Raw genomic sequence first — 20380 nt, 5'->3', positions numbered from 1 at the left:
AATAAATTAAAATAATACTGGATTGAAAAATCTTAAGAGAGTGTGGTCAAAATATTAACCTTAAATTAAGGAAAATTTGATGTTTTTTTAGATGATAGTAATTTACTGATAAGATTGAATTTATTAAGAGTGTAAAAATCCTACGTTATTTTATTTTATTAAATATTTAGCGTCATCTAATATCTTATCACTTTACTTTGACATTCTGGAATTATCGAGCTTTTTGTAAGCGATATATCCTATTAACAAGATTGCTATACTAAAAAAGTATTGATGTATAAAAGAAGCAATTAAATAAGAGATAATAGGTAGTAAAAGAAGTCTTTTGGCAGTCAATTTTTCATTGTATGTGATCTCCTTCCAATTAAGGTAACGCTTCCACTGAAATACTCTTTTCATTCTTTAATTATAGTCCCTCATGGTACCTAGACGGTTTTGTGGTTTGCAACCAAATTAATGGATATTAAAAAATTCCTAAATGTCTAATAAGAAAACTATTGCAGCCCATTTATTTATAAAGATGGTTAAAGTTTTCTTTTTAATAATTTATTGCGATAAATTATTAGAAGAATAAAAAACATTCTTATCACTCTTCCCAATCTTTTCCAATAATCAACAGAAATATCCACCTTAAAATCCAATAGCAAGGGCTGTTGACAAATACGAAAACCAGGTATTAGTATAGATGTACTACCCAGGCGAGAAATGTACCTGCCCTCTTCACCTTATGTTGTTTTTAGAGCCGCTGATTTAGGCAAAAACAATGGCTCATCAATTTTTTTGGAAAAGGACTATGCCTTAGCTAGTAAGAAGAAAGTAAATCGTGCAGCGCCTGCTTTATTAAAAAAAAACAAGGTAATCAACAAGAAATCTAATAAAATGTATGTTCAACTTTCTTTTACCTGATTTTCAGAGGGATTTTCGATGAACTATATTTAGCATCAGAATTATTTATCACCATCTCCAGAGTAATCCATTACATTTGCAGAATCATAAAGGTAGGGGTCTGGGCCAAGTAGCTCATCAATTTCCTCTTGATTAAGTCGAGTGGAAATATTTTGCTCCTCTATGTCAAGAGAATTTGATTTTTTTTCTTCAGCACTAATTTGAGTGCATGAATAGAACACCACAGAAAAACATAAAAATAGGCCAAGAATCATAGTTAAAAGCTTTTTCATTATTTTTTAAATTAGTTTAAATAGATACTTTATTTTATAGCCTTGGTTTGATTTTGCTTCTTTTCAATATGTATTCTGTATATGTAATTTTGACTCCAGTTCATAGTCACTCAATGTTCTATAAATTCTCATTTTTCTCAAATATAAATACATTCATTCCAATTAAAAGTAATATGGCTCCCACTATTGGTACATATGGGCTTAGGTGAGTCGTATAATGGGTCTCTACGGTTTCCATTTTTCCATAATATAATATAATTTTATTTTTCTTCTGATAATTTATTTTTTGATACATTGTCATAAGGCTTTTTAAATCATATTTATTTAATAATATTTTTAATTTTATATTTTAATATCTAATAAATTCAAATTGGTTATTTAAGATTAATTCTTTATTAATTATACTTCTTTATATTCTAATCAATAATACTTTTTTAGATCTATCTGTATCTAATATTTGATTATATTCATTAGCCTTTCATACTAAGAAACTTGAAGCGAGAACTTCTTACCTTCCCTAATCCAACTTTTTTGTATAAGTTAAGTATATTGATTCGTCCAAACCATGCCAGTAGCAACTCCAGCCCAAACAGAAAAAGTTCAAAGAAAAACCAAAATTTGTAAGCATCAGTCACTTTATGCCTCAACTCAATCTAGATTTGCTTCTTCTAAATTAATTCAGAATCTTGGTTCGGCTAACGATGGAGTCCAATTTAGATTTTCAAATTCATTGAGATCAGCCTATGGACGTGACTGAGTTCTTTTAATTAGTCTGGGATCTATTCTGTTTATTTTTAGCCCTTACAAGATTTAATCAAATTTGTTTTGTGTTGTCATATTTCAACTATGTCAAGTATTTGAAGTCCTCCCAATTTTTATTTTTTGTAATTTGATCAATTTGTTCTTTATGCTATGAAGTGGTGTATTAGTTTCTACTTTTAGTGAGGGGTTTTAAAGTTAAAATCTCCATAGTTTGATGTTAAGTACTTTTTTGTGGTTCAATGGAATTAAAATTATCACCTTCATTTTTATTTAATTCAGCCATCGCTACTGGTGTAGCCTGCTTTATTCTTCTTTTAAATGGCTCATTAATATTTGGGATTATCTCTTTAATTGCAGCAATAACATTTTCTGTTATTTGGTTCTTCTCCGGACTTTTTGATAAGTTTGATTCATCCCCTGTTGATATTGAAATTGAGAACGAAGGAGAAGAAAATCCAGATAATGATGGTAAAGGAGTTCTAAAACCCTTTTAAAACTTGCTATATTTTTCTTTTGATTATATTTTTTTATACTAGTTAATTAATACTTAGACAAATAAAATTTATTATTTTATTATAAATATTTTTAATTTAAACAATTTACAACATTTCTTCTCAGTCTTCGCTATAAGTATAGTTTATCATTCGATGTCTAATCGCTTTCTCTCTTATGCCTACGCTGCCACTGCATTGATTGGTGCAATTTGGCCATTTTATTTCATAACTAAATATATACAATTAATTAACGCTGGGGATGTTGAATCTTCAATTATTGGAATTGCGACTACCTTTTTTGATGGTGCATGGGTTACTCCTACCTCTGGTTTTGTATCTGCTGATACTGCAATTTTATTAGTTTCAGTTTTTATATTTATGATCACTGAGGGTAAAAGATTGAAAATTAAATTATGGGGAATTTATTTGCCCTTAACTTTCTTGATTTCGCTAGCCTTCTCATTTGGGTTATTCATGTTTATGAGAGAGAAAAAATTGAATGAAACTAGTGAATAAATTTTTATTGCTCTGACCCATTGAAATAGAAAATCATCTGATGTAAAGGATTTTTTTCTATTTTAGTGGTTGGTATATTGGCTTCATCATCCCTCTATCATCATCATCGTCATCATTTAAGCCGAAGAATATGAAACAAATAGCAAACACTGCCATTGATCCAGAAAAAGTAATTATTTGAAATTCGTTCAATGCATTTTTAAAATCTCCTAGATGATAACCCAAATTCGAACAACTTTTTTTTGCTTTTCAGTTGTTTCGTTATTTCAAGGATTTTTTTAATCTTTGGAAGCATTATTTTTTTTGTACTCCTCAAAAATAATTTCCCACGCTTCCTTTGCTGTATCTGCAAATCTAAAGAGTTTTATATCCTCATCTGATATCAAGCCACTGTCGGCTAGTAATTGAAAATTTATTAATTCAGACCAATAGTCCTTTCCAAAAAGAATAATTGGAATATAGCTTTTCATACCTGTTTGCCTCAATGTTAGAAGCTCAAATAATTCATCAAGAGTTCCAAAACCTCCAGGAAAAAATATAGCTGCAACTGATCTCATTACGAAATGAATTTTTCTTAAGGCAAAATAGTTGAAATTAAAACATAAACCAGGAGTAATAAAAGCGTTTGGAAATTGCTCTTTTGGAAGCCTTATATTTAAGCCAATTGATTTGCAATTTGCATCAAATGCCCCCCTATTTGCTGCTTCCATGATTCCAGGACCACCACCAGTTACGATTACATTAGATCTGATTGATTGTTTTTGACTTTCTTTTGAAACCAAACCAGCAAATTCTCTAGCCGAATCATAATATTTACTGAATTTCAAAAGGTTATTTAATCTAAAGATTTTTCTTTCTAAATCCATTGATTTAGGTTGGATATCTAATTTTTTTTTCGTTTTATTTATTTCCGCTATCATGACATCTTCTTTTAGTATGCTTGCACCACCAAAAACAATTACTGTTGAAAGTATTCTTTCTTTATCAAGAATTAACTCTGGCTTAGTAACTTCAAGAAGCATTCTTACACCGCGCATTTGATCGGTCTTTATTAAATCTAAATCTTCCTGTGCAAGTTTGTATTCACTTGAGTTCATAATTAATTCTAAGTTTTTAATTACCAATTTCTTGTTGTTGCTGCGTGGATTTAAATTCATATTTAATTTTTTGATTAATTAAAAATTAGGATTAAGGAATTTTAAAATCAATAGATTGAGTGTTTTCTAAAATCCCTGTATGTATTATTATCTTATCTGATTACAAGTTTATTATGAATTTTATCATTGTTTTTTCAGTTTTGATTTCTGTTGCGGTTTTGCTTTACTTGGTTTTTTTGGGAATAGGTTTTGCTGGAGTATCTAAAAATAGAAAGGCTCAAGGTTTAGATAAGTGAAATTAAATAATTTATAATATCAAAATCCATGTTTTTATGGTGTCTATAGTAAATTACAAATTATAATTAACTATTTAAATCCTAATATTATCTTTTAAACGTGTTACTAATTTATAATCTATTTATTTGTTTAAATTAAATTATGTAATTGATATTTTATTTAAAATAAATCATAATTAATTTTTGCTATGTTTTTCAACCTAAATTATATTGATTGGCCCCTCTCTTAAATCTTGTAGAGCTTTAGTGATGTGACTTGGGATATCTCGTACTATTCGATTCCCTTTAGCTGAGATTTTTATAATTACCAAATTTACAATTGATTCTGCGGCAACCTGATTGTTGTTTTTCCTGAAAATTGTTTTCCAAGGTAGCTTTGCACCTTTTTTTGGCAATAAGTAGCTTTCCAGAAATACTGTGTCCCCATGATGTAACGAATTTATGTATTTGATATTTATTTCAACCAAAGGCATCTCATATCCTTCATTGCTTAGTTCGGAGTACGAGATTCCCACTTGAGTCAGAGCGGAAATTCGGGCCTCTTCAAGCCAGTTGACATATGCGCCATGCCACATAAATCCAGCATAATCAGTGTATTGGGGTAAAACGAGTTTCTTAAGTAACCATGGCTTCGGATCTTCTTTTTTCATTCTTAATGTATTTACAAGATATTTACTGATAAAGATTAGAACATTAAAAATAAAAATAATGAAGTCTAAGATTTTTTAAATATCTGCACTGTCAGTTTCAATCTGTTTAAGTGCCTAACTCTTGATAATCATTTTGAAATATTTTTTTCTGAGACTGATTTTTTATAATTCTCAATTGCCGATTGAATTCTTCCCTTTGCAAATGGGTTCTTACCTACAGCTTCTTTTTTAGCTTGTTCCCAAGCCTCGTTCATTTCTTTTTTTGCTAGAGGATCATTAGTAAAACCATCATAAAGCTTGATTAGATACCATGTGCTTAGCACTAATAAACCCAAACCAAGAAGATACATAATGAAGAAGATCGTCCTTATAATCTAACGAAGCATTTGTTTGTCTGTTGAAGGTAAATCATATTGATTAATAAAAAGCTATTATTTAATGTTTTATGGATAAATTCTACTATTAGAATTTTTGAATAAATTAACAAAAATATATTCCTATAATAGGAGTTTGATTTTTAACTTATTTTACATATCTTCTTAATTTTATTGGTTCATAAAGTTAATTCTTATTTAATTACAAAAGCCTTTTCGGTTATCTGAGCTTTTTTGTTCGGTTCAGAATGCGCAATGTCAGATTATTGGTCTTAGATTTATGCAACTTGACTTTGATGCATGTCCACAAGACCCATAACCTCTTGCAACAGATACTCAGTAAAGTATCGCGATTTAAAAAACAAAACACATGAAATAGGGGTGTATGCAATTGACGCTTATGAAGCACACCAATTGGCGATTGAATTCAATGATCTACTTCAATGTCCTCCCGGCAAAGTAGAGAGAATAAAACTTCACCAACATGCTTCGGTTAAGTAAGTTACATTGTTTTAATTTAGCTGATCAAAATCATTTATTTTTCCAATTCGCTTTATTGGATTTGAATTATCTCTGTGATTATCCGGTAAGAATGGGAAATTTGGCTCGGGTCCTATTAACGAGTCTAAATCATTTTCATTGGTTTTTAAATTGGAGGTTTCATCTTTTTTATTTATTTCGTAATTAAAATTTTGTTCATTTTGAGCATAAACTCTAAATACCAGAAAATTACAAAAGCAGAGTGTAGTAGTCAAAGTGACAAAAAATATCTGAATTAATTTCATTTCTATGTATTTAAATTCTTGCAGATAGGATAACATAATTTCTTGTTTCTTTGCTTATTTTCATTTTCATTGTGAATTATCCTTTTCAGTTTAACTTGATATCTTATTTAAAAATTATCTTGTAGATAATTGCTATTAATCCCAAGGCAACAAATATTTTGAGAACTACGGAAAGTTCCATTTAATTAAATTATAACTATTTTCAGCTTAACAGTAAAAAATTAATTTTACTTTTTAGCAGGGTTAGTGATTTGAAATATCTATGTGATAAAAATATGGTTTCAATCATAGATTCATTTTTGCAAAAATAAAACTAAGTAAACAGAGCATAAAGCTATTTAATTTCTTCAACGTGTTTTTTAGCTTTTCACGAGGGGCCATATCCACACTCTGCTAATTCTTTCACTAGGTTTGTGGGGACTTATTTTACGATTGATGGGTGAGTATCAAAATTACATACAAGATACTTCTTTTCTAAAGGCAGTTCTTTTCGTTCTGCTACCTCTGATCACCTATCTTCTCTTTGAAATTGGGTCAATTTTATTTGAAGATAACGATGATGATGATAATGATGGCGATACTGGTCTTGGTATTCCTGCCCTTCAGGGTGGAACAGCATGATAAAAGGAACCAAGTCGCAATGTTTTTTACCAAAATTCAATTTTCCTTTCTTTCTCTTTGAAAGCCAAAGTAGCCAAGCAAACTTATAGATACCCATAAAAAAAGCAGAGGAGGTTAAACAAAACCAACTCTGCTTTTTTTATTTGGACAGTCGCTAAATACTCATTTAGTGGTGGTTGCTGCTGTGGCGGGAGCTTTTCTCGCTTTTCTTGCACGCCTGGCTGGTCTCCCTACCGTTGCTTTAGCCATTCGTGTGGCTGCGGAGGGAGCCTTTGAAGCTTTGCCAGCTGCTTTTTTCTCACTCGCTTTTTTGGCGACTTTTTTAGTAGCTGGTTTTTTAGTAGTGCTTTTCTTTACAACTGTCTTTTTAGAAGTTGTACTCTTGCGAGTGCGATGAGAAAGGATAAGAGCCCATTCATCTGAACTGATGTTTGCTGGCTTGTTGCCATGAACTTCAGATACTTTTGCTGCTTTCTCTATGTCTTTAATAAGATTCTTCCATGAAGCTGCATAACGCTTATCTGATTGAGACTTTGCGCCGCTTTCTACGAGGGTTTCTACAACACCCTCTGCAGTTACTTTTTTGCGACGTCTATTAAAAATTTCCTTTTGAAGTGTTGCGATCAAGGCCTCGGCCTTTGCGCTTACTTTGATGGTTAGTTGAGCCATTTCTTTAAGATTATCTCCTAACTACATCTACCATAAATAGGGTACGTTGCTCAATGGCCGATATTAAAGTGTCTTTTATTCATTAATAATCAACTATCAATAAGGCATGATTTTGATCTCTTTTGATTAGATACATTGGCTTTGTAAAACGCTTATAGCTTGTTCTCATTGACAAGTTACTTATTGATTAGAGACCACTCGCAGTGCTTTTAACAGCTGAATCTGGAATGAATCCGATACATCTCAACAATTCCTCTGATTCTTTCTTCGTGACAATAACGTATTTACTTCGCATATTCGACAATATATGACTTATAAATTGATCCTTTTTTGAACTGTCGCCTAAACCATGCAGATATTCTTTTTTTTTTATCTCACTATCTTCTTGGGTCTCCCTCTAAAGGCTTTGACTTGGTGGTTTAACAACATTCGATATGATGCACCCAATACTAATTCTAGAGCCTTCTTGTCTGATACATCTAACGTACATGTCCTGTTTTAGTCGATTCTGGTAGGACATAAGTACTGATGACTAAGAATTTGAAATTTTTATTCGTCTATCTCTTTACGTTAGAAGTACTTATCTTGGCTTTTCAATCCATGATGACTACTCAAAATAAACATAATTTTATTTATGAGACTTGCGTGTTTTACATGACAAATATTAATAGGCATAGCAATTGGCTTCTTTAACTAATAATTAGATCTGATAAAAATTAAGTGAATTGCATGGGAAAAGTCGGTTTTTAAGGGTACATATAATCTTTTTGATTATATTAAATAAGAAATATGATTCAATTTATAGCTCTCTCTTGTCGCTTTGGGATTTTTTATATTTTAAACTCAATATGTCTGTTGTGCCCATAAAATTATTTATGTATCCTTAAGTTCCTTAATCCTTTTTTTAATATGGTGCAAATAAAAATGATCGCCTGGTTTGGTGGTGCAACAGTGGTTTTTTTCTTGTGTGTATTTCTTTATGTAATTCAAGTCAAAATTCAGAAATTTAATCAAGAGAAAGTCTCTCCACTTCCACTAGAAGGGTTCTTATCAATTTCGAGTTATCTTGGGACGCTTGTTGGTTTGACCGTAATGTTCACAGGGGTTTTTCAAGTGTTTTTCTTTTCAGCGAGAAATTCATTGATAGCTGCATTTCTAATAGCTTTATTTACTGGACTGCCGATGTGGGGAGTTACTAAAGGGCTCTTGGAAGAAATTAAAGCTGGCGAACTTAAGGAGATTGTCCCAGGAAAATTTTAATTACATTTGTGCTGTGTAAATTAAAAGTAAGCATTGCAATTGCAAAATAGGATAATTTTTGATACTAATAGATATAGCTTATTTATTTGCCATGGATGAAATCTTAAAAAGACTTGATGAGCTAGAAAGGAGAATTAAGCATATTGAGGCAATATTGAGATATCAAGTTAGAAAGGCTAAGTAAGCATTTAAACTTTATATTTCTAGTTTTATATTATGAAAAAAATTTATATTTAATTGTAAAGAAAAAAATTTTATTGTGCATTAAATTCGTTTTGTAGCTTTTTCTCTATAATAGGTTGTAACTTTAAGTTTTAAACATGGGTGTGGATATAAGTTCCCCATTGGGCATAACTATTTTGCTTTTTGGCATTGCATTTACTGTTGGCTTACCAATCCTTATGATCTTTAAAGGAAGAAAACTCTAAATTATTTCCTTAGTATTTAATTTGCTCCAAGTATTTAAGGTTGATTTCGCGGCATCATTAACGAAAAAGAGATTTCAAACCGAACCGAACCTCAACCGTACAAAAACAAGCTTTACATAAAGTCATATTTAGGTTACATTTCTTTACATACCGATTCATATACATGAACGATTCACAAAAAGGCTTGCTAGACAAAGCCCTTGGAAGACCAGCCATGATGGGTTTTATGGTTTTGCTTGGTAGCTATCTAGTAACAGGCCAACTTATCCCAGGTTTTGCGTAAACCTCAAACTAATCATCCTTTTTTAAAACAATGACTCCAGAAGCAGAAAAGTTTAACGGTTGGGCAGCAATGCTCGGCTTCGTTGCAGCGTTCGGCGCTTATGCAACAACTGGTCAAATTATCCCAGGTGTTTTCTAATGACAAACAATTCAGAAAGAAGAGTTGACGCTGACAAAATTGTCGCCGAAAAACTTAACGGACGTGCAGCCATCCTTGGCGTAATTGCACTTGTTGGTGCTTATGCAACAACTGGTCAAATCATCCCTGGTTTTATCTAAAAAGTTAAAAACAAATGACTACTTCAACTCCAGCCATCAACAAAAAAGATGGTTCCGTAATCAGTGAATACGGCAAACAAAACATGTTTGCGACTGAGGTCGCAATGCAAGTCGAAGAGAACTACACCAACTATCCACAAGAAGCTGAAAAAGCAAACGGACGTTGGGCCATGATTGGCTTTGTCGCTCTCTTAGGCGCATATGTTTCAACCGGTCAAATCATTCCAGGTATTTTCTAATGAAAAGTAATTACTGGAAAGTCGCTGAGCGAATTAACGGTCGACTCGCGATGATGGGTTTATTCGCCATGGTCATCAATTATGGCTTCTTTGGCTGGGTTGTACCAGGCATTTACTAAAGAACTTACTATGAATTTATTTCAACGAATTTTAAGAGGCGATCTTGACGACCTCTTGGAAGAAGATGTCTTCTTTAACTACGCCGATTATTCAGTGCTAAATGAAGATACTGATTGGTAGTTAAGTTACAATATTTATATTCCAGTTTAACTTTCCCCAACAGATTTCTGATGTTAAAGGTATATTTAATTTGTATATTTAGACTATTTACTCAACAGAAGCAAGTACTCCAAAATCTGTTTAAGTAAAATAGGTCAATGAGAATTTTTAAATACATAATAAAACCTTGGCTTTTACCCCTAATTTCTTTCTTTATCTTATTTATTCTAGGTGCTCTGGGTTATCGCATTACAGAAGGATGGGATTTTGGGGATTGCTTATGGATGGTTTTGATAACCATCACCACAATAGGTTTCGGCGAAGTTGAACCACTTAGTGGAGCGGGACGCTTAATAACTTTTTTGATAATCGGTGGTGGACTTATTGTTGTTCAACTCTCACTGAAACGACTTCTTACACTCTCGTCAACTGGTTATTTTCGTAAAATGCAAGAATTAAACCTAAGGCGGTTTCTTAGAAAAATGAACAATCACATAATCATTTGTGGGTTTGGAAGAATTGGAAGAGAAATAGCTGAACAACTTCAAAATGAAGGTATTAATTTTATTATTGTTGAGGATGATGAAAAGGCTAAAGAGGCTGCCGAGTTGAAAGGAATGAGAGTTCTTTTTGGAGATGCAACTCTCAATGAAACTTTACTAACTGCTGGTATTGATCAATGTAAAAGCCTTATCGCAGCTTTACCTAGTGATGCTGATAATTTATATGTGATTTTGAGCGCGAGAGTTCTTAATCCAAATTGCTCTATGATTTCTAGAGCTGAAACGGAAGAGGCCTCAAAAAAACTTAAGCTAGCAGGAGCAACAACTGTTGTTAGTCCATACGTTGTTGCTGGTAAAAGTATGGCAAATGCCTCAATAAATTCTTAGTTTTCTTTTTTTTTTAGGCAGTTTTCCTCATTGTTGTTTAAATTTAATTATTTTCAATCATATATAAATTAATATTTTTGCCTTGTTTTTATAATTGAATTACAATAGGTAGCGATTTTATCAAAAGTTTAATATGCTTATTGAGATTTTTGCTCAGTCAAATCCTCTGCTTATATCTTTCTTGCTTTTGCTAACAATATTTTATGCAATTAAAAGCTTAAATAATAATTCTGGGGATAAAAATAGTAGATCAAAAATCAGATAGGTACTAACTATATTGCACTACTTTTTTACTCATGCTATGGGTGTTAATTTCTTTACTTCATACTTAAAACTTTACCTTAGGATTGAGATGTTTCTTTGAATTTTTAATTAAACTCATCCGATTCATTCTGAGAAAGTAAGAATATTTTGATAGCAGATAATTAAAAATATAAATCCACTATTTTACATAAATACACATATATGTTACAATAGGATACATACACATATAACCTATGTTTTTCTCAGCAAAGAAAATTAAAAGTTATCCCAAAATCTTGGGCTTTTTAAATTTATATGTGGATTATTTAACGCTATTAAATGTTACCGGAAATACAGTATGAAAAGCTTTGTCTTTTTAACTCTCTTGCTAACAGCTTTTGTTTTTTCAGTTAATTCTGGAAATCACACTTTCATTAGTAATTCTATTATAAGTCAGGTATCAAATCACAACTTATAAGCCATTATCTTTCTCTGAATACCTAGAAATGAATCATCCAAATGACATGGGAAACGTAAAACTGTTGATTATTACATTCTGTGTAAGTAGCGTATTATTGGATCTTACATTGAAAGTTTTAGAAAATGCATAATAAAGTTATTTAACTTTTCTAAAAAGCTAATGTATAAGTATAGGACTTTTTTAACAGATAAAAATAACTTTACTTTCTTTACAACACCCTAGGAATAGATATATATTTTTTCAATTCAGAAAAATTACAATTAAATATAACTATTTAATTTTTTATAACTTTCAAGAAATAAAATTTAGAAAAAAAAAATCAATTTTTTAGTTTGCAGGCTTCTGAGGCCTTATGGATATCTTTTTCACCCGAATCCCACTTATCGAAGACACAAGAGTAAAACTCTTTATCTGGATTGTCTTCGTTATTTTTTTGAATTATTATTTCTCGGAGCACTCTGGCTTTATTTCTTAGATAGTCTTTTTTTAGCGTACGGAAAACAGTTTCTCCTACGCTAATAAAGACTACTAATAACAATGAAAAAACCACAAAGTCTGTCAAATTCATAACTACCAATCAGTATCTTCATTTAGCACTGAATAATCGGCGTAGTTAAAGAAGACATCTTCTTCCAAGAGGTCGTCAAGATCGCCTCTTAAAATTCGTTGAAATAAATTCATAGTAAGTTCTTTAGTAAATGCCTGGTACAACCCAGCCAAAGAAGCCATAATTGATGACCATGGCGAATAAACCCATCATCGCGAGTCGACCGTTAATTCGCTCAGCGACTTTCCAGTAATTACTTTTCATTAGAAAATACCTGGAATGATTTGACCGGTTGAAACATATGCGCCTAAGAGAGCGACAAAGCCAATCATGGCCCAACGTCCGTTTGCTTTTTCAGCTTCTTGTGGATAGTTGGTGTAGTTCTCTTCGACTTGCATTGCGACCTCAGTCGCAAACATGTTTTGTTTGCCGTATTCACTGATTACGGAACCATCTTTTTTGTTGATGGCTGGAGTTGAAGTAGTCATTTGTTTTTAACTTTTTAGATAAAACCAGGGATGATTTGACCAGTTGTTGCATAAGCACCAACAAGTGCAATTACGCCAAGGATGGCTGCACGTCCGTTAAGTTTTTCGGCGACAATTTTGTCAGCGTCAACTCTTCTTTCTGAATTGTTTGTCATTAGAAAACACCTGGGATAATTTGACCAGTTGTTGCATAAGCGCCGAACGCTGCAACGAAGCCGAGCATTGCTGCCCAACCGTTAAACTTTTCTGCTTCTGGAGTCATTGTTTTAAAAAAGGATGATTAGTTTGAGGTTTACGCAAAACCTGGGATAAGTTGGCCTGTTACTAGATAGCTACCAAGCAAAACCATAAAACCCATCATGGCTGGTCTTCCAAGGGCTTTGTCTAGCAAGCCTTTTTGTGAATCGTTCATGTATATGAATCGGTATGTAAAGAAATGTAACCTAAATATGACTTTATGTAAAGCTTGTTTTTGTACGGTTGAGGTTCGGTTCGGTTTGAAATCTCTTTCTTCTAAGTGAATTGTTTCACAAGGTTTGATTACCAGTAGGACTCTACTTTTAACTTATCTATCAAGTCGCTTAGCAATTTTACCGTTTTTTTTTAATTAAGGAATAGAATCTTATTCTTGATTGGATCTAAGGAATGACAGCAACATCTTCTTCACCATCATTAAGAGTAGATACTCGAGGCAAAAACGAGCTTCCACCTCACTTAAATGAAAATCTTTTAACTCCTAGATTTTATGTAACCGAGTTCAATAAAGCTTCTAAAACGAATTTGGATGATGCTCGTGAAGAATTTGAAGCTATGTTCAATGAGATGAAAGCAGACTATAACTGTACACACTTCGACAGAAAAGCAAGCCTTGAAAGGCTTCAAGAGTTACCTCAAAAAGCTAAAGAGGTCTATGAAAGTTATTTAGTTAGATCAGTTGTATCCGAGTTCTCTGGATTTCTTCTCTTTAAAGAAATATCAAACAGACTTAAAAAAAATGGAAATAAAGACCTTAGTAAACTTTTTACTTTCCTTGCACGAGATGAGGCAAGACACGCTGGATTTCTCAGCAGAGCCCTCGTAGCAGAGGGTATTGAGGTTGACTTACCTCACCTAGGTGGTAAAAGAGCTGCAACATGGTTCCCGATTAGTTGGGTAATTTATTCTGTTTATTTATCTGAAAAAATTGGATACTGGAGATATATTTTGATGGATAGACATTTAAAAGCCAATCCAGAAGAGGCCTTTGCTCCTCTCTTTGACTTTTTTGAGCCGTGGTGTCAAGACGAAAATCGCCATGGGGATTGTTTTACTGTAATGATGAGATGCTGGCCAGGAATTACTGACGGTTTTAGAGGCAAACTTTTAAGTAGATTTTTTCTTTGGAGTGTTTTTCTTACGCATACACTCACTGTTTGTGAAAGAGGTGACTTTTATGAACTTCTAGGGATAGAGCCAAAAGAATTTGATGAAGAGGTTATTAAACGAACAAATCACACAGCTAAGAATGCTTTTCCCTGGGTTTTTGATTTTGATGATGGAAGATTTTTAGAAATGCGTAAGGAAATTATTTCCGCTTTCAGGTCATTCATGGAGGCAAAAGGATTAAAAAAACCTGCAAAATTAGCTAATTTCGTCCGCTTGATATTCAAGCAATTTGCACTCCCCATGGAAAAAACCAACGCACTTAGATACCCAAAAACAGTCCCCTTTACAGGACAGGACTTATTTAATTTTTGGACCGATAAATAAGCTAGTTTACTTTTAAGGTTGACTTTAAATATCAAATGGATTCCCTGCTTGAGTTTCGAGTCTGCCAAAATATTGGCCAAATTGAGCTTCATAAACCTCATCCTCGTCTTGGGTTTCACAAACTAATGGACCAACAGCCTTAGATACGCACAATAGACCAAATCCCTTATCTCTCATTTCTTTGGACAAACCAATGCATGCTGTTTGATCCATACTTCCTGAGATTATTTTTACAGCGCATTCTGAACAGCATCCGTTTCGACACGAAAATGGTAGTTGATCACCAATTAATTGCCCATTCTCATCTTTGGATTCAAAATTTCTAAGAATATATTCTCCCTCCGGCACTTCAAAGGTGTAGGTCTTCCCTTCTTGCCTATGGTGAATTGTGATTTTGTGGAGAGGTTTCAGGGCAGGATCTTAGTTCATTCTTTAATTCTATTCTAATAAAGTTCTAATTTTTTTTTAATCCGATATCTCTTCTTTTGTCAGGAGCTGGTGGTTCTCCTGCAAATTCCCACAATAAATCTTCACTAATTATGGCAGTTGACCTTTCACCACCAAATCTAAGCTTTAGCCAAGCGATAGCAGAGGAATCTTCTGCAATAACAGCTTCGTAGCTGGGATTTTCATGCAATTTGAATTTTTGCACTAAAGAGGGGGACAGGTACCACATTGGATAGTTATCCCCTCTTCTTGCTCTCCGTTCATTGATGGATTCTCGTAATTGACCATTCCCGCATAATTGTCCTTCAGGAGCAAGCAGAACATGAAGCTCTTTTGGAGTCTCTGGCATTATCTAAGGTTTAATTTAGAAAATTTAACATGCGAAATCTAGCCAGAACAATATTTTAATTAAAAACAACCTGAAATAATTTAATTTACAGGCTTGTTTTTTATAGCCGAGTGCATTTTTTTATAATCAATAAAAAATCATCCCTCTTATTAATATGGTGAATTAAGTTTAAGAAAAAATCTTTTTACCTAAATCTACTTTGTAAATGCCTATAGTTATATAAATCGAGAATTTAGTCATTTTTACTCTAATTATTATTTTAGGTTGTATCTTTGTTTTACTCATTATTCTTTTATATCTGGTACTATCAGCAAAGAATACTTTTATCAAGGGGCAGGCTTCATGGTCTGCTAAAACCCTGCCAATAAAGAGGAGAGGAGATTCCTCAAATAATGAAAAATCTGATTCTAAAAATAGGAATTCAATGCTTGAATCCATTTCTGATCAAACCGCAGAATACCTTAGAACAGATAGGAGCATAAATGATGAATAGTAAATATCAAATGAAAATTAAAATTATTCCGTATTCTTATTAAAAAGATTTGAAATGATATATTCTAATAATTAAATCTGGAATTTTTTATGGAAAATGATTGGCTTCATTTATCTCAAAAATATTTATTTAGATTTATATTGATAATTTTCATTTTAGCATTAGTAACAGTTCTAATAACATTGGTTCTATCTATTTTTTGAGTAAGAATATTTGATTAGATTTGTATAATTAAAATTCACAGTTGTCTATTTTTAATAGTATCATTTAATTATGGTTAATATGCTTATTACTATTCAATATGAATTAGAGGCTCAATACCAAGAAAAGTCCATGTTGACTGATTTATTTACTGAGAATAAATTCTGGGGTTGGGCAGGTTTATTTTTTATTTTTTTTACCGCTTGTGGTATTTTGATATTTCAGATGAAGATATGGGAGGAAGAAGAAGCAGAAATGAGAAATGAGATTGAAAAAAGAAAAATTAATAAAATGAGAATTTCTAGTTTTAACTCCTTTAAATCAAAGGAAGATAAGAATTAAATTCTTGCTAAAAAAAATTGATGTATTTATGTATTTTAAAAATTGGAATCATACTCTCCTAAGTGATCAATCAAATTTGGCACACTTATCTCTTCTAAAAAACTTGTAAGAGCAGATTCTGAGAATATTTCTTTAATTTCCCAATCGATTTCAGATCTGTTTAAATTATTATGCTCATTTGATGTTTGTCCCATTTTTTTTTTAATTTTTAGAAATTTACCATCTCTGAACCGATAGAGATCTTTAGTAATTATGAAAAAAAATAAAATTGAACAATTTTGGAATTTATTAAGATTTTAATATCCCTGGAACCCTTGACATATTGTCAAAATCCAATCGTGGGGGCAAAAAATTTAGCTAGGCTTTTCCACAATTAATTCTATTTACTGACAACGCGATTTTTTTGTTAAAGAATTTAGACAATCACATTCGAAAGTAGAATTGTATACAAAACTGTTAAAATGATTGCTGTAACTAGATTTCTATTTTTATTTAACTTTAGTCTGTAATAAATTTTACAATTTTTCTTTGAGGTACTCGAATGAAGGCATTTATTTTAAAATTGTGGAAATGTGGAAAACTTTAAAAAAAAGACATAAATACATGAGTAGAAAAACCTATGGTGGAAATCGAGAGTTTTTATGAAATTATCTATCCACCTATGGGTTTCAATTTTGATTTATTTGGTCAGATAAATGGAAATTCATTGAGCAGTTATTAAAGTTAGACTCTTTTTAAATAATCCAATGTTTTCTGGTTGTTATTCTTTTGTGGATCACCTGTAGGTAATTGAGAGGCACTATTAGTTGCCCTTGCTAAAAGAGCTGTTAGCTCAGCTGTCCTTTTGTTACTCGTTGCATTATTGCCTAGAGCTGTAAGAGCAGCTCCTCCAGTAATGAAGAAAAAGACATCTTTGTATTGAGAATTCTTTGTAAAGAGGTTATTTACAAGAAGAACAGTCCCTGCCGTAACTGTAATTACACCTATGATTTTACAGAATTCTCCACATTTAGATTTAGCTCCTTCCGCTTTTCTGATTTGGTCTTCCATTCTTTTTTTTATTTTCTTTTATTAAACGTCTTTTTTTGATAATAGCAAGTCTAAAAATCCGAGTTATTAGGGTCTAGAGATAACCTTTAAAATAGTTTAAACATAGAACATTTAATACGAATTATTGTGATAAATTTATTTTCAAATTAATTTTTAAAGAAATTTCTATCATATTGATTTATTTATAGATAAATAGATCCAGCAAGTATTAGGAGAAAACCTAATAAAACTGCAAAACCCATGGAAAGCAACATATTGTAAAACCAATTTGGAATATTATCATTTGATATTTTCCATTCAGGGTCTTTACTGCTCATTATTTTTTCCATATGCATAATTTTTTCCAATGATTGATACGAATTTATGTAAGGGTATACACCTACTCTCATAAATTCATTGAAAAATTTAATCATAAAAAAATTTTTTAATAACCATAGCGAATATGCATGAGAATTAATGTATAAAATTATATATTTTTAATTAAAATTATTTATTAAATAGGAGTGAGAAAATATTAACTAGTTATTTTTATGAGACTTTTAGTATTACCATCTCTAATATATCTTTAATCATTCCCTTAAGGAAAACAATGTTTTGATTTATCTTAATAATTGCTATAGGCAAAGCTAATATTAATACTAGAGTCAAAATAATTATTATCGAAGAGGCTATTCTAACAAGCCATTTTGTGATTGAATCCATCAGTTTTCAAGTTTTAACTTATTATAAAATATCAGATATCTTTTATCTTGGAGCAATATACAATGCCATTGTTTATTATTTGGTTAGAACCTAACTCGATCCACTCTTTGAATTCTGAATAAAGTGCATTTCTATCTTCTTCATTCATTTTACTTATGTACAGTCTGGATCTAGTATTTTTAATTATAAGATCTATCAATTTTGATAAATCATCTTTTCTTGAGAACATTAAATTTACTGCTCAGATAAATTCCATACATTAAATTTATTATGATATTCCGAAATTAACAAAACAAGAGGTACATATCAGCATGTCAAAAGATACAAGCTTTATGAAATTTGAATTTTTTATTTTCTAACTGGAGAATGATAGACGTCATCTTCTTCAATTGTTTGTCGCTTAAATTCAATTAAATAAATTAATGCCTCTAGCATAGTTTTCAAAAAATTTCGATAAATCTACTAAACTCATCAAAACTACCGATGATCATTAGGTACATAATTTTATACCTGTATTACAAGATGAACTGTTATTGGAGCCCTTTAACTTATTTGTGTATAAAGGACTACTTTGGAATTCAGTTTTAATCACTTAATGACATAACCTTTTTTTATACTCTAATTTGTTTCTCTACTTAAATCAGTTTGGTCTACATATTAAAGGACGTAATATTTTATTTGACGTCAGAGTATCAGCCATTTTTAAAGCAAGGGCGATGACGGTTAAACCTCCCCCGATACTTGGACAACTTGGAAAAACACTTGCATCACAAATAAAAAGATTGTCTAGGTCGTGACATTTTCCATCTTTATTAACTACTGAGTATTTAGGGTCTATACCCATTTTGCATGTCCCACACGCGTAACCAACTACACTTAGGGGAGAGGCGCCCCTTGGAAAAGTTGGTGATCTGCTAATAATTTTGCCTGTTTGATTTTTTTCTATTTTTTTTAATGTATCAAGCCATCGATAAACAAGTCTGTCATGGGCTTCAAGATTGTTATGCACATAATTAATATGTATTTTGTTATCCTTGATAATTATTCTATTTTCTGGGTTTGGTAAAACTTCTGTCATAGCCCACCATGAAATTGACCTGGAGGCTAATCTTTTCAGGCCAAAGTCTGGAATCAATTTAGAAATGAGTGATAAAACTGGAGGTGATTCTGCAAAAAGTACGTCTTGCAACACTCCCCCTCCAGTTTGTATGTGTCCAAGTGGGTAATTTACATTTTTGTCCCCCCTGTAGTAGTCATTAACCCCTAATGACTTTCTAAAAAGTCCATTAATATCTTGTGTGGCTCGCTGTAAAATGCAGGTCATCTGTAAATTCATCAAGTTTCTGCCAACCTGATCTGAATTATTGGCTAATCCATTAATATATTTCTGGTTTTTTGAATTCAACAGAATTGTTGGGGTATTTATTGCTCCAGCTGAAAGTACAACAATATCCGCTGAAAATAACCATTTATCTCCTTGGATATCTACCTCTACAGCTTTAACAGCATTACCATTTGGGTTGATATGTAATCTTGACACTTGGGCATTAGTTCTTAATTCTAGACGTGTTCTATCAGACTCATATATCCCAAATAATTGTGCATCTCCATGTGAAAAAAATGAGCAACTTGGGAATTTTTCATTTTCAACGAGGGAGTTGTCTGCCCAACTTATTGGCAGATCATATGGAGAACAATTATTTGCTTCAAGAGATTTTCTCAAAGAATTCATAAAAGGTTCGACTGATCTTGGTTTGAATTCGTAGTCAGAGTTCCTTGGTGGTTCTGTTATGTCTACTCCTGTCTTACCGTGAACTTTGTACATTCTCTCTGCTTTCTCGTAGTAACTTTCTAATTCCTCATACTCAAATGGCCATGATGGAGAAACCCCCTCAAGTAGTTTTGTTTCCTTAAAATCTTCTTGTCTCATCCTTTGTAAAACTGCACCCCATATTTTTGTGTTACCTCCAAGGGCATAGGCTGCTTGTGGAGAAAAAGGATCACCATCGGGGCCAAACCAAACTTCATCTTGAGGGTGATAACGAGTCTTTTTAAATAATTCAACGCCTTTAATATTTAATTCCTCAAGGGGAAGTTGTCCACCTCTCTCAAGTAAAAGGACCCATTTGCCTTTTCTAGTTAGTTCACCGGCAAGAGTTGCTCCACCTGCTCCGCTACCAACAATGATGCAATCATAGTGATGATCATCTATGAACATTTTTCTTTAAATCTAGAATTAGATTGATTCC

At 32.1% G+C, this 20380-nt stretch carries 36 protein-coding genes; 15 read left to right on the top strand and 21 right to left on the bottom strand.

Features of this window, described 5'->3' with window-relative positions; translation table 11 throughout:
• Positions 1 to 705: 705 nt before the first annotated feature.
• On the top strand, positions 706 to 906 hold the full coding sequence (locus AC6EJA_RS02495; RefSeq protein ID WP_498502994.1) for a hypothetical protein: 201 nt from the start codon (positions 706 to 708) through the stop codon (positions 904 to 906).
• A gap of 41 nt (positions 907 to 947) precedes the next feature.
• Here AC6EJA_RS02495 and AC6EJA_RS02490 read toward each other — a convergent pair whose 3' ends face one another.
• On the bottom strand, positions 948 to 1160 hold the full coding sequence (locus tag AC6EJA_RS02490; protein WP_498502993.1) for a hypothetical protein: 213 nt from the start codon (positions 1158 to 1160) through the stop codon (positions 948 to 950).
• A gap of 583 nt (positions 1161 to 1743) precedes the next feature.
• On the opposite strand from AC6EJA_RS02490, the gene AC6EJA_RS02485 reads away from it, so the two are divergent.
• From AC6EJA_RS02485 to AC6EJA_RS02475, 3 genes are all read left to right on the top strand, one after another.
• Positions 1744 to 1935, top strand: a complete 192-nt coding sequence (locus AC6EJA_RS02485) for a hypothetical protein (RefSeq protein ID WP_498502992.1) — start codon at positions 1744 to 1746, stop codon at positions 1933 to 1935.
• A gap of 244 nt (positions 1936 to 2179) precedes the next feature.
• Entirely contained in the window at positions 2180 to 2434 is a 255-nt protein-coding gene (locus AC6EJA_RS02480) for a hypothetical protein (protein WP_498502991.1), read from the top strand.
• A 153-nt stretch (positions 2435 to 2587) separates the two neighbouring features.
• Entirely contained in the window at positions 2588 to 2950 is a 363-nt protein-coding gene (locus tag AC6EJA_RS02475) for a DUF2834 domain-containing protein (RefSeq protein ID WP_498502990.1), read from the top strand.
• Between the two features lie 57 nt (positions 2951 to 3007).
• Here AC6EJA_RS02475 and AC6EJA_RS02470 read toward each other — a convergent pair whose 3' ends face one another.
• The 4 genes from AC6EJA_RS02470 to AC6EJA_RS02455 all read right to left on the bottom strand — a co-directional run bounded on the left by AC6EJA_RS02470 (position 3008) and on the right by AC6EJA_RS02455 (position 5343).
• Positions 3008 to 3142: a hypothetical protein gene (locus AC6EJA_RS02470; RefSeq protein WP_498502989.1), complete on the bottom strand. Its 135-nt coding sequence runs from the start codon at positions 3140 to 3142 to the stop codon at positions 3008 to 3010.
• 86 nt (positions 3143 to 3228) lie between these two features.
• On the bottom strand, positions 3229 to 4107 hold the full coding sequence (locus AC6EJA_RS02465; protein WP_498502987.1) for an LOG family protein: 879 nt from the start codon (positions 4105 to 4107) through the stop codon (positions 3229 to 3231).
• 436 nt (positions 4108 to 4543) lie between these two features.
• A complete protein-coding gene (locus tag AC6EJA_RS02460) occupies positions 4544 to 4993 on the bottom strand; it encodes an acyl-CoA thioesterase (protein ID WP_498502986.1) in 450 nt (149 codons plus the stop codon).
• A gap of 128 nt (positions 4994 to 5121) precedes the next feature.
• On the bottom strand, positions 5122 to 5343 hold the full coding sequence (locus tag AC6EJA_RS02455; RefSeq protein WP_498502985.1) for a hypothetical protein: 222 nt from the start codon (positions 5341 to 5343) through the stop codon (positions 5122 to 5124).
• A 324-nt stretch (positions 5344 to 5667) separates the two neighbouring features.
• Here AC6EJA_RS02455 and AC6EJA_RS02450 point away from each other — a divergent pair, with 324 nt between their 5' ends.
• Positions 5668 to 5868, top strand: a complete 201-nt coding sequence (locus AC6EJA_RS02450) for a DUF8647 family protein (RefSeq protein ID WP_498502984.1) — start codon at positions 5668 to 5670, stop codon at positions 5866 to 5868.
• Positions 5869 to 5879: 11 nt separating this feature from the next.
• On the opposite strand, the gene AC6EJA_RS02445 is transcribed toward AC6EJA_RS02450, so the two are convergent.
• Positions 5880 to 6188 (bottom strand): hypothetical protein, encoded by a 309-nt coding sequence (locus tag AC6EJA_RS02445; RefSeq protein WP_498502983.1) that lies wholly within the window; start codon positions 6186 to 6188, stop codon positions 5880 to 5882.
• A 399-nt stretch (positions 6189 to 6587) separates the two neighbouring features.
• On the opposite strand from AC6EJA_RS02445, the gene AC6EJA_RS02440 reads away from it, so the two are divergent.
• The gene (locus AC6EJA_RS02440) at positions 6588 to 6773 is read left to right on the top strand and encodes a hypothetical protein (protein WP_498502982.1); all 186 of its coding nucleotides are present in this window, start codon (positions 6588 to 6590) and stop codon (positions 6771 to 6773) included.
• A 162-nt stretch (positions 6774 to 6935) separates the two neighbouring features.
• Here the strand turns inward: AC6EJA_RS02440 and AC6EJA_RS02435 are convergent, their stop codons facing one another.
• Positions 6936 to 7442: a hypothetical protein gene (locus AC6EJA_RS02435; RefSeq protein WP_498502981.1), complete on the bottom strand. Its 507-nt coding sequence runs from the start codon at positions 7440 to 7442 to the stop codon at positions 6936 to 6938.
• Between the two features lie 924 nt (positions 7443 to 8366).
• Between AC6EJA_RS02435 and AC6EJA_RS02430 the strand changes: the two genes are divergently transcribed.
• From AC6EJA_RS02430 to AC6EJA_RS02400, 7 genes are all read left to right on the top strand, one after another.
• The gene (locus tag AC6EJA_RS02430) at positions 8367 to 8702 is read left to right on the top strand and encodes a hypothetical protein (RefSeq protein ID WP_498502980.1); all 336 of its coding nucleotides are present in this window, start codon (positions 8367 to 8369) and stop codon (positions 8700 to 8702) included.
• 591 nt (positions 8703 to 9293) lie between these two features.
• The gene (locus tag AC6EJA_RS02425; RefSeq protein WP_498502972.1) at positions 9294 to 9413 is read left to right on the top strand and encodes a high light inducible protein; all 120 of its coding nucleotides are present in this window, start codon (positions 9294 to 9296) and stop codon (positions 9411 to 9413) included.
• 30 nt (positions 9414 to 9443) lie between these two features.
• The gene (locus AC6EJA_RS02420) at positions 9444 to 9551 is read left to right on the top strand and encodes a high light inducible protein (protein WP_498502973.1); all 108 of its coding nucleotides are present in this window, start codon (positions 9444 to 9446) and stop codon (positions 9549 to 9551) included.
• On the top strand, positions 9551 to 9691 hold the full coding sequence (locus tag AC6EJA_RS02415) for a high light inducible protein (RefSeq protein ID WP_498502974.1): 141 nt from the start codon (positions 9551 to 9553) through the stop codon (positions 9689 to 9691). Before AC6EJA_RS02420 ends, AC6EJA_RS02415 begins: the two co-directional genes overlap by 1 nt.
• An 83-nt stretch (positions 9692 to 9774) precedes the next feature.
• Positions 9775 to 9930: a CAB/ELIP/HLIP family chlorophyll-binding protein gene (locus tag AC6EJA_RS02410; RefSeq protein ID WP_498503529.1), complete on the top strand. Its 156-nt coding sequence runs from the start codon at positions 9775 to 9777 to the stop codon at positions 9928 to 9930.
• An 81-nt stretch (positions 9931 to 10011) separates the two neighbouring features.
• Positions 10012 to 10170 (top strand): hypothetical protein, encoded by a 159-nt coding sequence (locus tag AC6EJA_RS02405; RefSeq protein ID WP_498502975.1) that lies wholly within the window; start codon positions 10012 to 10014, stop codon positions 10168 to 10170.
• Positions 10171 to 10307: 137 nt separating this feature from the next.
• Positions 10308 to 11039, top strand: coding sequence for a potassium channel family protein (locus AC6EJA_RS02400; RefSeq protein ID WP_498502978.1), 732 nt, complete (start codon positions 10308 to 10310; stop codon positions 11037 to 11039).
• A gap of 1043 nt (positions 11040 to 12082) precedes the next feature.
• Here AC6EJA_RS02400 and AC6EJA_RS02395 read toward each other — a convergent pair.
• The 6 genes from AC6EJA_RS02395 to AC6EJA_RS02370 form a co-directional block, all read right to left on the bottom strand.
• A complete protein-coding gene (locus AC6EJA_RS02395; protein ID WP_498502977.1) occupies positions 12083 to 12331 on the bottom strand; it encodes a hypothetical protein in 249 nt (82 codons plus the stop codon).
• Positions 12332 to 12333: 2 nt separating this feature from the next.
• Entirely contained in the window at positions 12334 to 12492 is a 159-nt protein-coding gene (locus AC6EJA_RS02390) for a hypothetical protein (RefSeq protein ID WP_498502975.1), read from the bottom strand.
• A gap of 81 nt (positions 12493 to 12573) precedes the next feature.
• Positions 12574 to 12729: a CAB/ELIP/HLIP family chlorophyll-binding protein gene (locus tag AC6EJA_RS02385; protein WP_498503529.1), complete on the bottom strand. Its 156-nt coding sequence runs from the start codon at positions 12727 to 12729 to the stop codon at positions 12574 to 12576.
• Positions 12730 to 12812: 83 nt separating this feature from the next.
• A complete protein-coding gene (locus AC6EJA_RS02380) occupies positions 12813 to 12953 on the bottom strand; it encodes a high light inducible protein (RefSeq protein ID WP_498502974.1) in 141 nt (46 codons plus the stop codon).
• A complete protein-coding gene (locus AC6EJA_RS02375) occupies positions 12953 to 13060 on the bottom strand; it encodes a high light inducible protein (protein ID WP_498502973.1) in 108 nt (35 codons plus the stop codon). The genes AC6EJA_RS02380 and AC6EJA_RS02375 overlap by 1 nt, the downstream gene beginning before the upstream one ends.
• A gap of 30 nt (positions 13061 to 13090) precedes the next feature.
• On the bottom strand, positions 13091 to 13210 hold the full coding sequence (locus AC6EJA_RS02370; RefSeq protein WP_498502972.1) for a high light inducible protein: 120 nt from the start codon (positions 13208 to 13210) through the stop codon (positions 13091 to 13093).
• Between the two features lie 233 nt (positions 13211 to 13443).
• On the opposite strand from AC6EJA_RS02370, the gene acsF reads away from it, so the two are divergent.
• A complete protein-coding gene (acsF, locus tag AC6EJA_RS02365) occupies positions 13444 to 14547 on the top strand; it encodes a magnesium-protoporphyrin IX monomethyl ester (oxidative) cyclase (protein WP_498502971.1) in 1104 nt (367 codons plus the stop codon).
• A 24-nt stretch (positions 14548 to 14571) separates the two neighbouring features.
• Here the strand turns inward: acsF and AC6EJA_RS02360 are convergent, their stop codons facing one another.
• From AC6EJA_RS02360 to AC6EJA_RS02350, 3 genes are all read right to left on the bottom strand, one after another.
• Entirely contained in the window at positions 14572 to 14958 is a 387-nt protein-coding gene (locus tag AC6EJA_RS02360; RefSeq protein ID WP_498503528.1) for a 2Fe-2S iron-sulfur cluster-binding protein, read from the bottom strand.
• Positions 14959 to 15001: 43 nt separating this feature from the next.
• Positions 15002 to 15343 carry a hypothetical protein gene (locus AC6EJA_RS02355; protein WP_498502970.1) on the bottom strand — a complete coding sequence of 114 codons (342 nt, stop codon included), beginning with the start codon at positions 15341 to 15343 and terminating at the stop codon, positions 15002 to 15004.
• A gap of 168 nt (positions 15344 to 15511) precedes the next feature.
• Positions 15512 to 15781, bottom strand: a complete 270-nt coding sequence (locus tag AC6EJA_RS02350; RefSeq protein WP_498502968.1) for a hypothetical protein — start codon at positions 15779 to 15781, stop codon at positions 15512 to 15514.
• Positions 15782 to 16118: 337 nt separating this feature from the next.
• On the opposite strand from AC6EJA_RS02350, the gene AC6EJA_RS02345 reads away from it, so the two are divergent.
• Complete coding sequence (locus tag AC6EJA_RS02345; RefSeq protein WP_498502967.1) at positions 16119 to 16379, top strand: hypothetical protein; 261 nt, start codon at positions 16119 to 16121, stop codon at positions 16377 to 16379.
• Positions 16380 to 16414: 35 nt separating this feature from the next.
• Here the strand turns inward: AC6EJA_RS02345 and AC6EJA_RS02340 are convergent, their stop codons facing one another.
• From AC6EJA_RS02340 to AC6EJA_RS02320, 5 genes are all read right to left on the bottom strand, one after another.
• Positions 16415 to 16573 carry a hypothetical protein gene (locus AC6EJA_RS02340; RefSeq protein WP_498502966.1) on the bottom strand — a complete coding sequence of 53 codons (159 nt, stop codon included), beginning with the start codon at positions 16571 to 16573 and terminating at the stop codon, positions 16415 to 16417.
• 529 nt (positions 16574 to 17102) lie between these two features.
• The gene (locus AC6EJA_RS02335; protein ID WP_498502965.1) at positions 17103 to 17429 is read right to left on the bottom strand and encodes a hypothetical protein; all 327 of its coding nucleotides are present in this window, start codon (positions 17427 to 17429) and stop codon (positions 17103 to 17105) included.
• 182 nt (positions 17430 to 17611) lie between these two features.
• Entirely contained in the window at positions 17612 to 17746 is a 135-nt protein-coding gene (locus AC6EJA_RS02330; protein WP_498502964.1) for a hypothetical protein, read from the bottom strand.
• Positions 17747 to 18162: 416 nt separating this feature from the next.
• The gene (locus tag AC6EJA_RS02325; protein WP_498502962.1) at positions 18163 to 18360 is read right to left on the bottom strand and encodes a hypothetical protein; all 198 of its coding nucleotides are present in this window, start codon (positions 18358 to 18360) and stop codon (positions 18163 to 18165) included.
• A 411-nt stretch (positions 18361 to 18771) separates the two neighbouring features.
• Positions 18772 to 20349: a GMC oxidoreductase gene (locus tag AC6EJA_RS02320; protein WP_498502961.1), complete on the bottom strand. Its 1578-nt coding sequence runs from the start codon at positions 20347 to 20349 to the stop codon at positions 18772 to 18774.
• Between the last annotated feature and the right edge of the window lie 31 nt (positions 20350 to 20380).

This window comes from Prochlorococcus sp. MIT2309 (genome assembly GCF_059772305.1).
The sequence above is the reverse complement of the archived record's forward strand: the minus strand, read 5'-3'. Positions and strand labels throughout refer to the sequence as shown.

Bases quoted from the DNA above. Each gene is read 5' to 3' on its own strand.
- AC6EJA_RS02430 (WP_498502980.1), top strand. From the start codon at position 8,367: ATGATCGCCTGGTTTGGTGGTGCAACAGTGGTTTTTTTCTTGTGTGTA.
- AC6EJA_RS02385 (WP_498503529.1), bottom strand. From the start codon at position 12,729: ATGTTTGCGACTGAGGTCGCAATGCAAGTCGAAGAGAACTACACCAAC.
- AC6EJA_RS02475 (WP_498502990.1), top strand. From the start codon at position 2,588: ATGTCTAATCGCTTTCTCTCTTATGCCTACGCTGCCACTGCATTGATT.
- AC6EJA_RS02410 (WP_498503529.1), top strand. From the start codon at position 9,775: ATGTTTGCGACTGAGGTCGCAATGCAAGTCGAAGAGAACTACACCAAC.
- AC6EJA_RS02380 (WP_498502974.1), bottom strand. From the start codon at position 12,953: ATGACAAACAATTCAGAAAGAAGAGTTGACGCTGACAAAATTGTCGCC.
- AC6EJA_RS02495 (WP_498502994.1), top strand. From the start codon at position 706: ATGTACCTGCCCTCTTCACCTTATGTTGTTTTTAGAGCCGCTGATTTA.
- AC6EJA_RS02435 (WP_498502981.1), bottom strand. From the start codon at position 7,442: ATGGCTCAACTAACCATCAAAGTAAGCGCAAAGGCCGAGGCCTTGATC.
- AC6EJA_RS02440 (WP_498502982.1), top strand. From the start codon at position 6,588: ATGGGTGAGTATCAAAATTACATACAAGATACTTCTTTTCTAAAGGCA.
- AC6EJA_RS02340 (WP_498502966.1), bottom strand. From the start codon at position 16,573: ATGGGACAAACATCAAATGAGCATAATAATTTAAACAGATCTGAAATC.
- AC6EJA_RS02480 (WP_498502991.1), top strand. From the start codon at position 2,180: ATGGAATTAAAATTATCACCTTCATTTTTATTTAATTCAGCCATCGCT.
- AC6EJA_RS02375 (WP_498502973.1), bottom strand. From the start codon at position 13,060: ATGACTCCAGAAGCAGAAAAGTTTAACGGTTGGGCAGCAATGCTCGGC.
- AC6EJA_RS02450 (WP_498502984.1), top strand. From the start codon at position 5,668: ATGTCCACAAGACCCATAACCTCTTGCAACAGATACTCAGTAAAGTAT.
- AC6EJA_RS02420 (WP_498502973.1), top strand. From the start codon at position 9,444: ATGACTCCAGAAGCAGAAAAGTTTAACGGTTGGGCAGCAATGCTCGGC.
- AC6EJA_RS02325 (WP_498502962.1), bottom strand. From the start codon at position 18,360: ATGTTCTCAAGAAAAGATGATTTATCAAAATTGATAGATCTTATAATT.
- AC6EJA_RS02390 (WP_498502975.1), bottom strand. From the start codon at position 12,492: ATGGCTTCTTTGGCTGGGTTGTACCAGGCATTTACTAAAGAACTTACT.
- AC6EJA_RS02320 (WP_498502961.1), bottom strand. From the start codon at position 20,349: ATGTTCATAGATGATCATCACTATGATTGCATCATTGTTGGTAGCGGA.
- AC6EJA_RS02415 (WP_498502974.1), top strand. From the start codon at position 9,551: ATGACAAACAATTCAGAAAGAAGAGTTGACGCTGACAAAATTGTCGCC.
- AC6EJA_RS02370 (WP_498502972.1), bottom strand. From the start codon at position 13,210: ATGAACGATTCACAAAAAGGCTTGCTAGACAAAGCCCTTGGAAGACCA.
- AC6EJA_RS02405 (WP_498502975.1), top strand. From the start codon at position 10,012: ATGGCTTCTTTGGCTGGGTTGTACCAGGCATTTACTAAAGAACTTACT.
- AC6EJA_RS02400 (WP_498502978.1), top strand. From the start codon at position 10,308: ATGAGAATTTTTAAATACATAATAAAACCTTGGCTTTTACCCCTAATT.
- AC6EJA_RS02335 (WP_498502965.1), bottom strand. From the start codon at position 17,429: ATGGAAGACCAAATCAGAAAAGCGGAAGGAGCTAAATCTAAATGTGGA.
- AC6EJA_RS02445 (WP_498502983.1), bottom strand. From the start codon at position 6,188: ATGTTATCCTATCTGCAAGAATTTAAATACATAGAAATGAAATTAATT.
- acsF (WP_498502971.1), top strand. From the start codon at position 13,444: ATGACAGCAACATCTTCTTCACCATCATTAAGAGTAGATACTCGAGGC.
- AC6EJA_RS02350 (WP_498502968.1), bottom strand. From the start codon at position 15,781: ATGGATTCAAGCATTGAATTCCTATTTTTAGAATCAGATTTTTCATTA.
- AC6EJA_RS02355 (WP_498502970.1), bottom strand. From the start codon at position 15,343: ATGCCAGAGACTCCAAAAGAGCTTCATGTTCTGCTTGCTCCTGAAGGA.
- AC6EJA_RS02395 (WP_498502977.1), bottom strand. From the start codon at position 12,331: ATGAATTTGACAGACTTTGTGGTTTTTTCATTGTTATTAGTAGTCTTT.
- AC6EJA_RS02465 (WP_498502987.1), bottom strand. From the start codon at position 4,107: ATGAATTTAAATCCACGCAGCAACAACAAGAAATTGGTAATTAAAAAC.
- AC6EJA_RS02455 (WP_498502985.1), bottom strand. From the start codon at position 5,343: ATGTATCTTCTTGGTTTGGGTTTATTAGTGCTAAGCACATGGTATCTA.
- AC6EJA_RS02485 (WP_498502992.1), top strand. From the start codon at position 1,744: ATGCCAGTAGCAACTCCAGCCCAAACAGAAAAAGTTCAAAGAAAAACC.
- AC6EJA_RS02345 (WP_498502967.1), top strand. From the start codon at position 16,119: ATGCTTATTACTATTCAATATGAATTAGAGGCTCAATACCAAGAAAAG.
- AC6EJA_RS02330 (WP_498502964.1), bottom strand. From the start codon at position 17,746: ATGAGCAGTAAAGACCCTGAATGGAAAATATCAAATGATAATATTCCA.
- AC6EJA_RS02460 (WP_498502986.1), bottom strand. From the start codon at position 4,993: ATGAAAAAAGAAGATCCGAAGCCATGGTTACTTAAGAAACTCGTTTTA.
- AC6EJA_RS02425 (WP_498502972.1), top strand. From the start codon at position 9,294: ATGAACGATTCACAAAAAGGCTTGCTAGACAAAGCCCTTGGAAGACCA.
- AC6EJA_RS02490 (WP_498502993.1), bottom strand. From the start codon at position 1,160: ATGATTCTTGGCCTATTTTTATGTTTTTCTGTGGTGTTCTATTCATGC.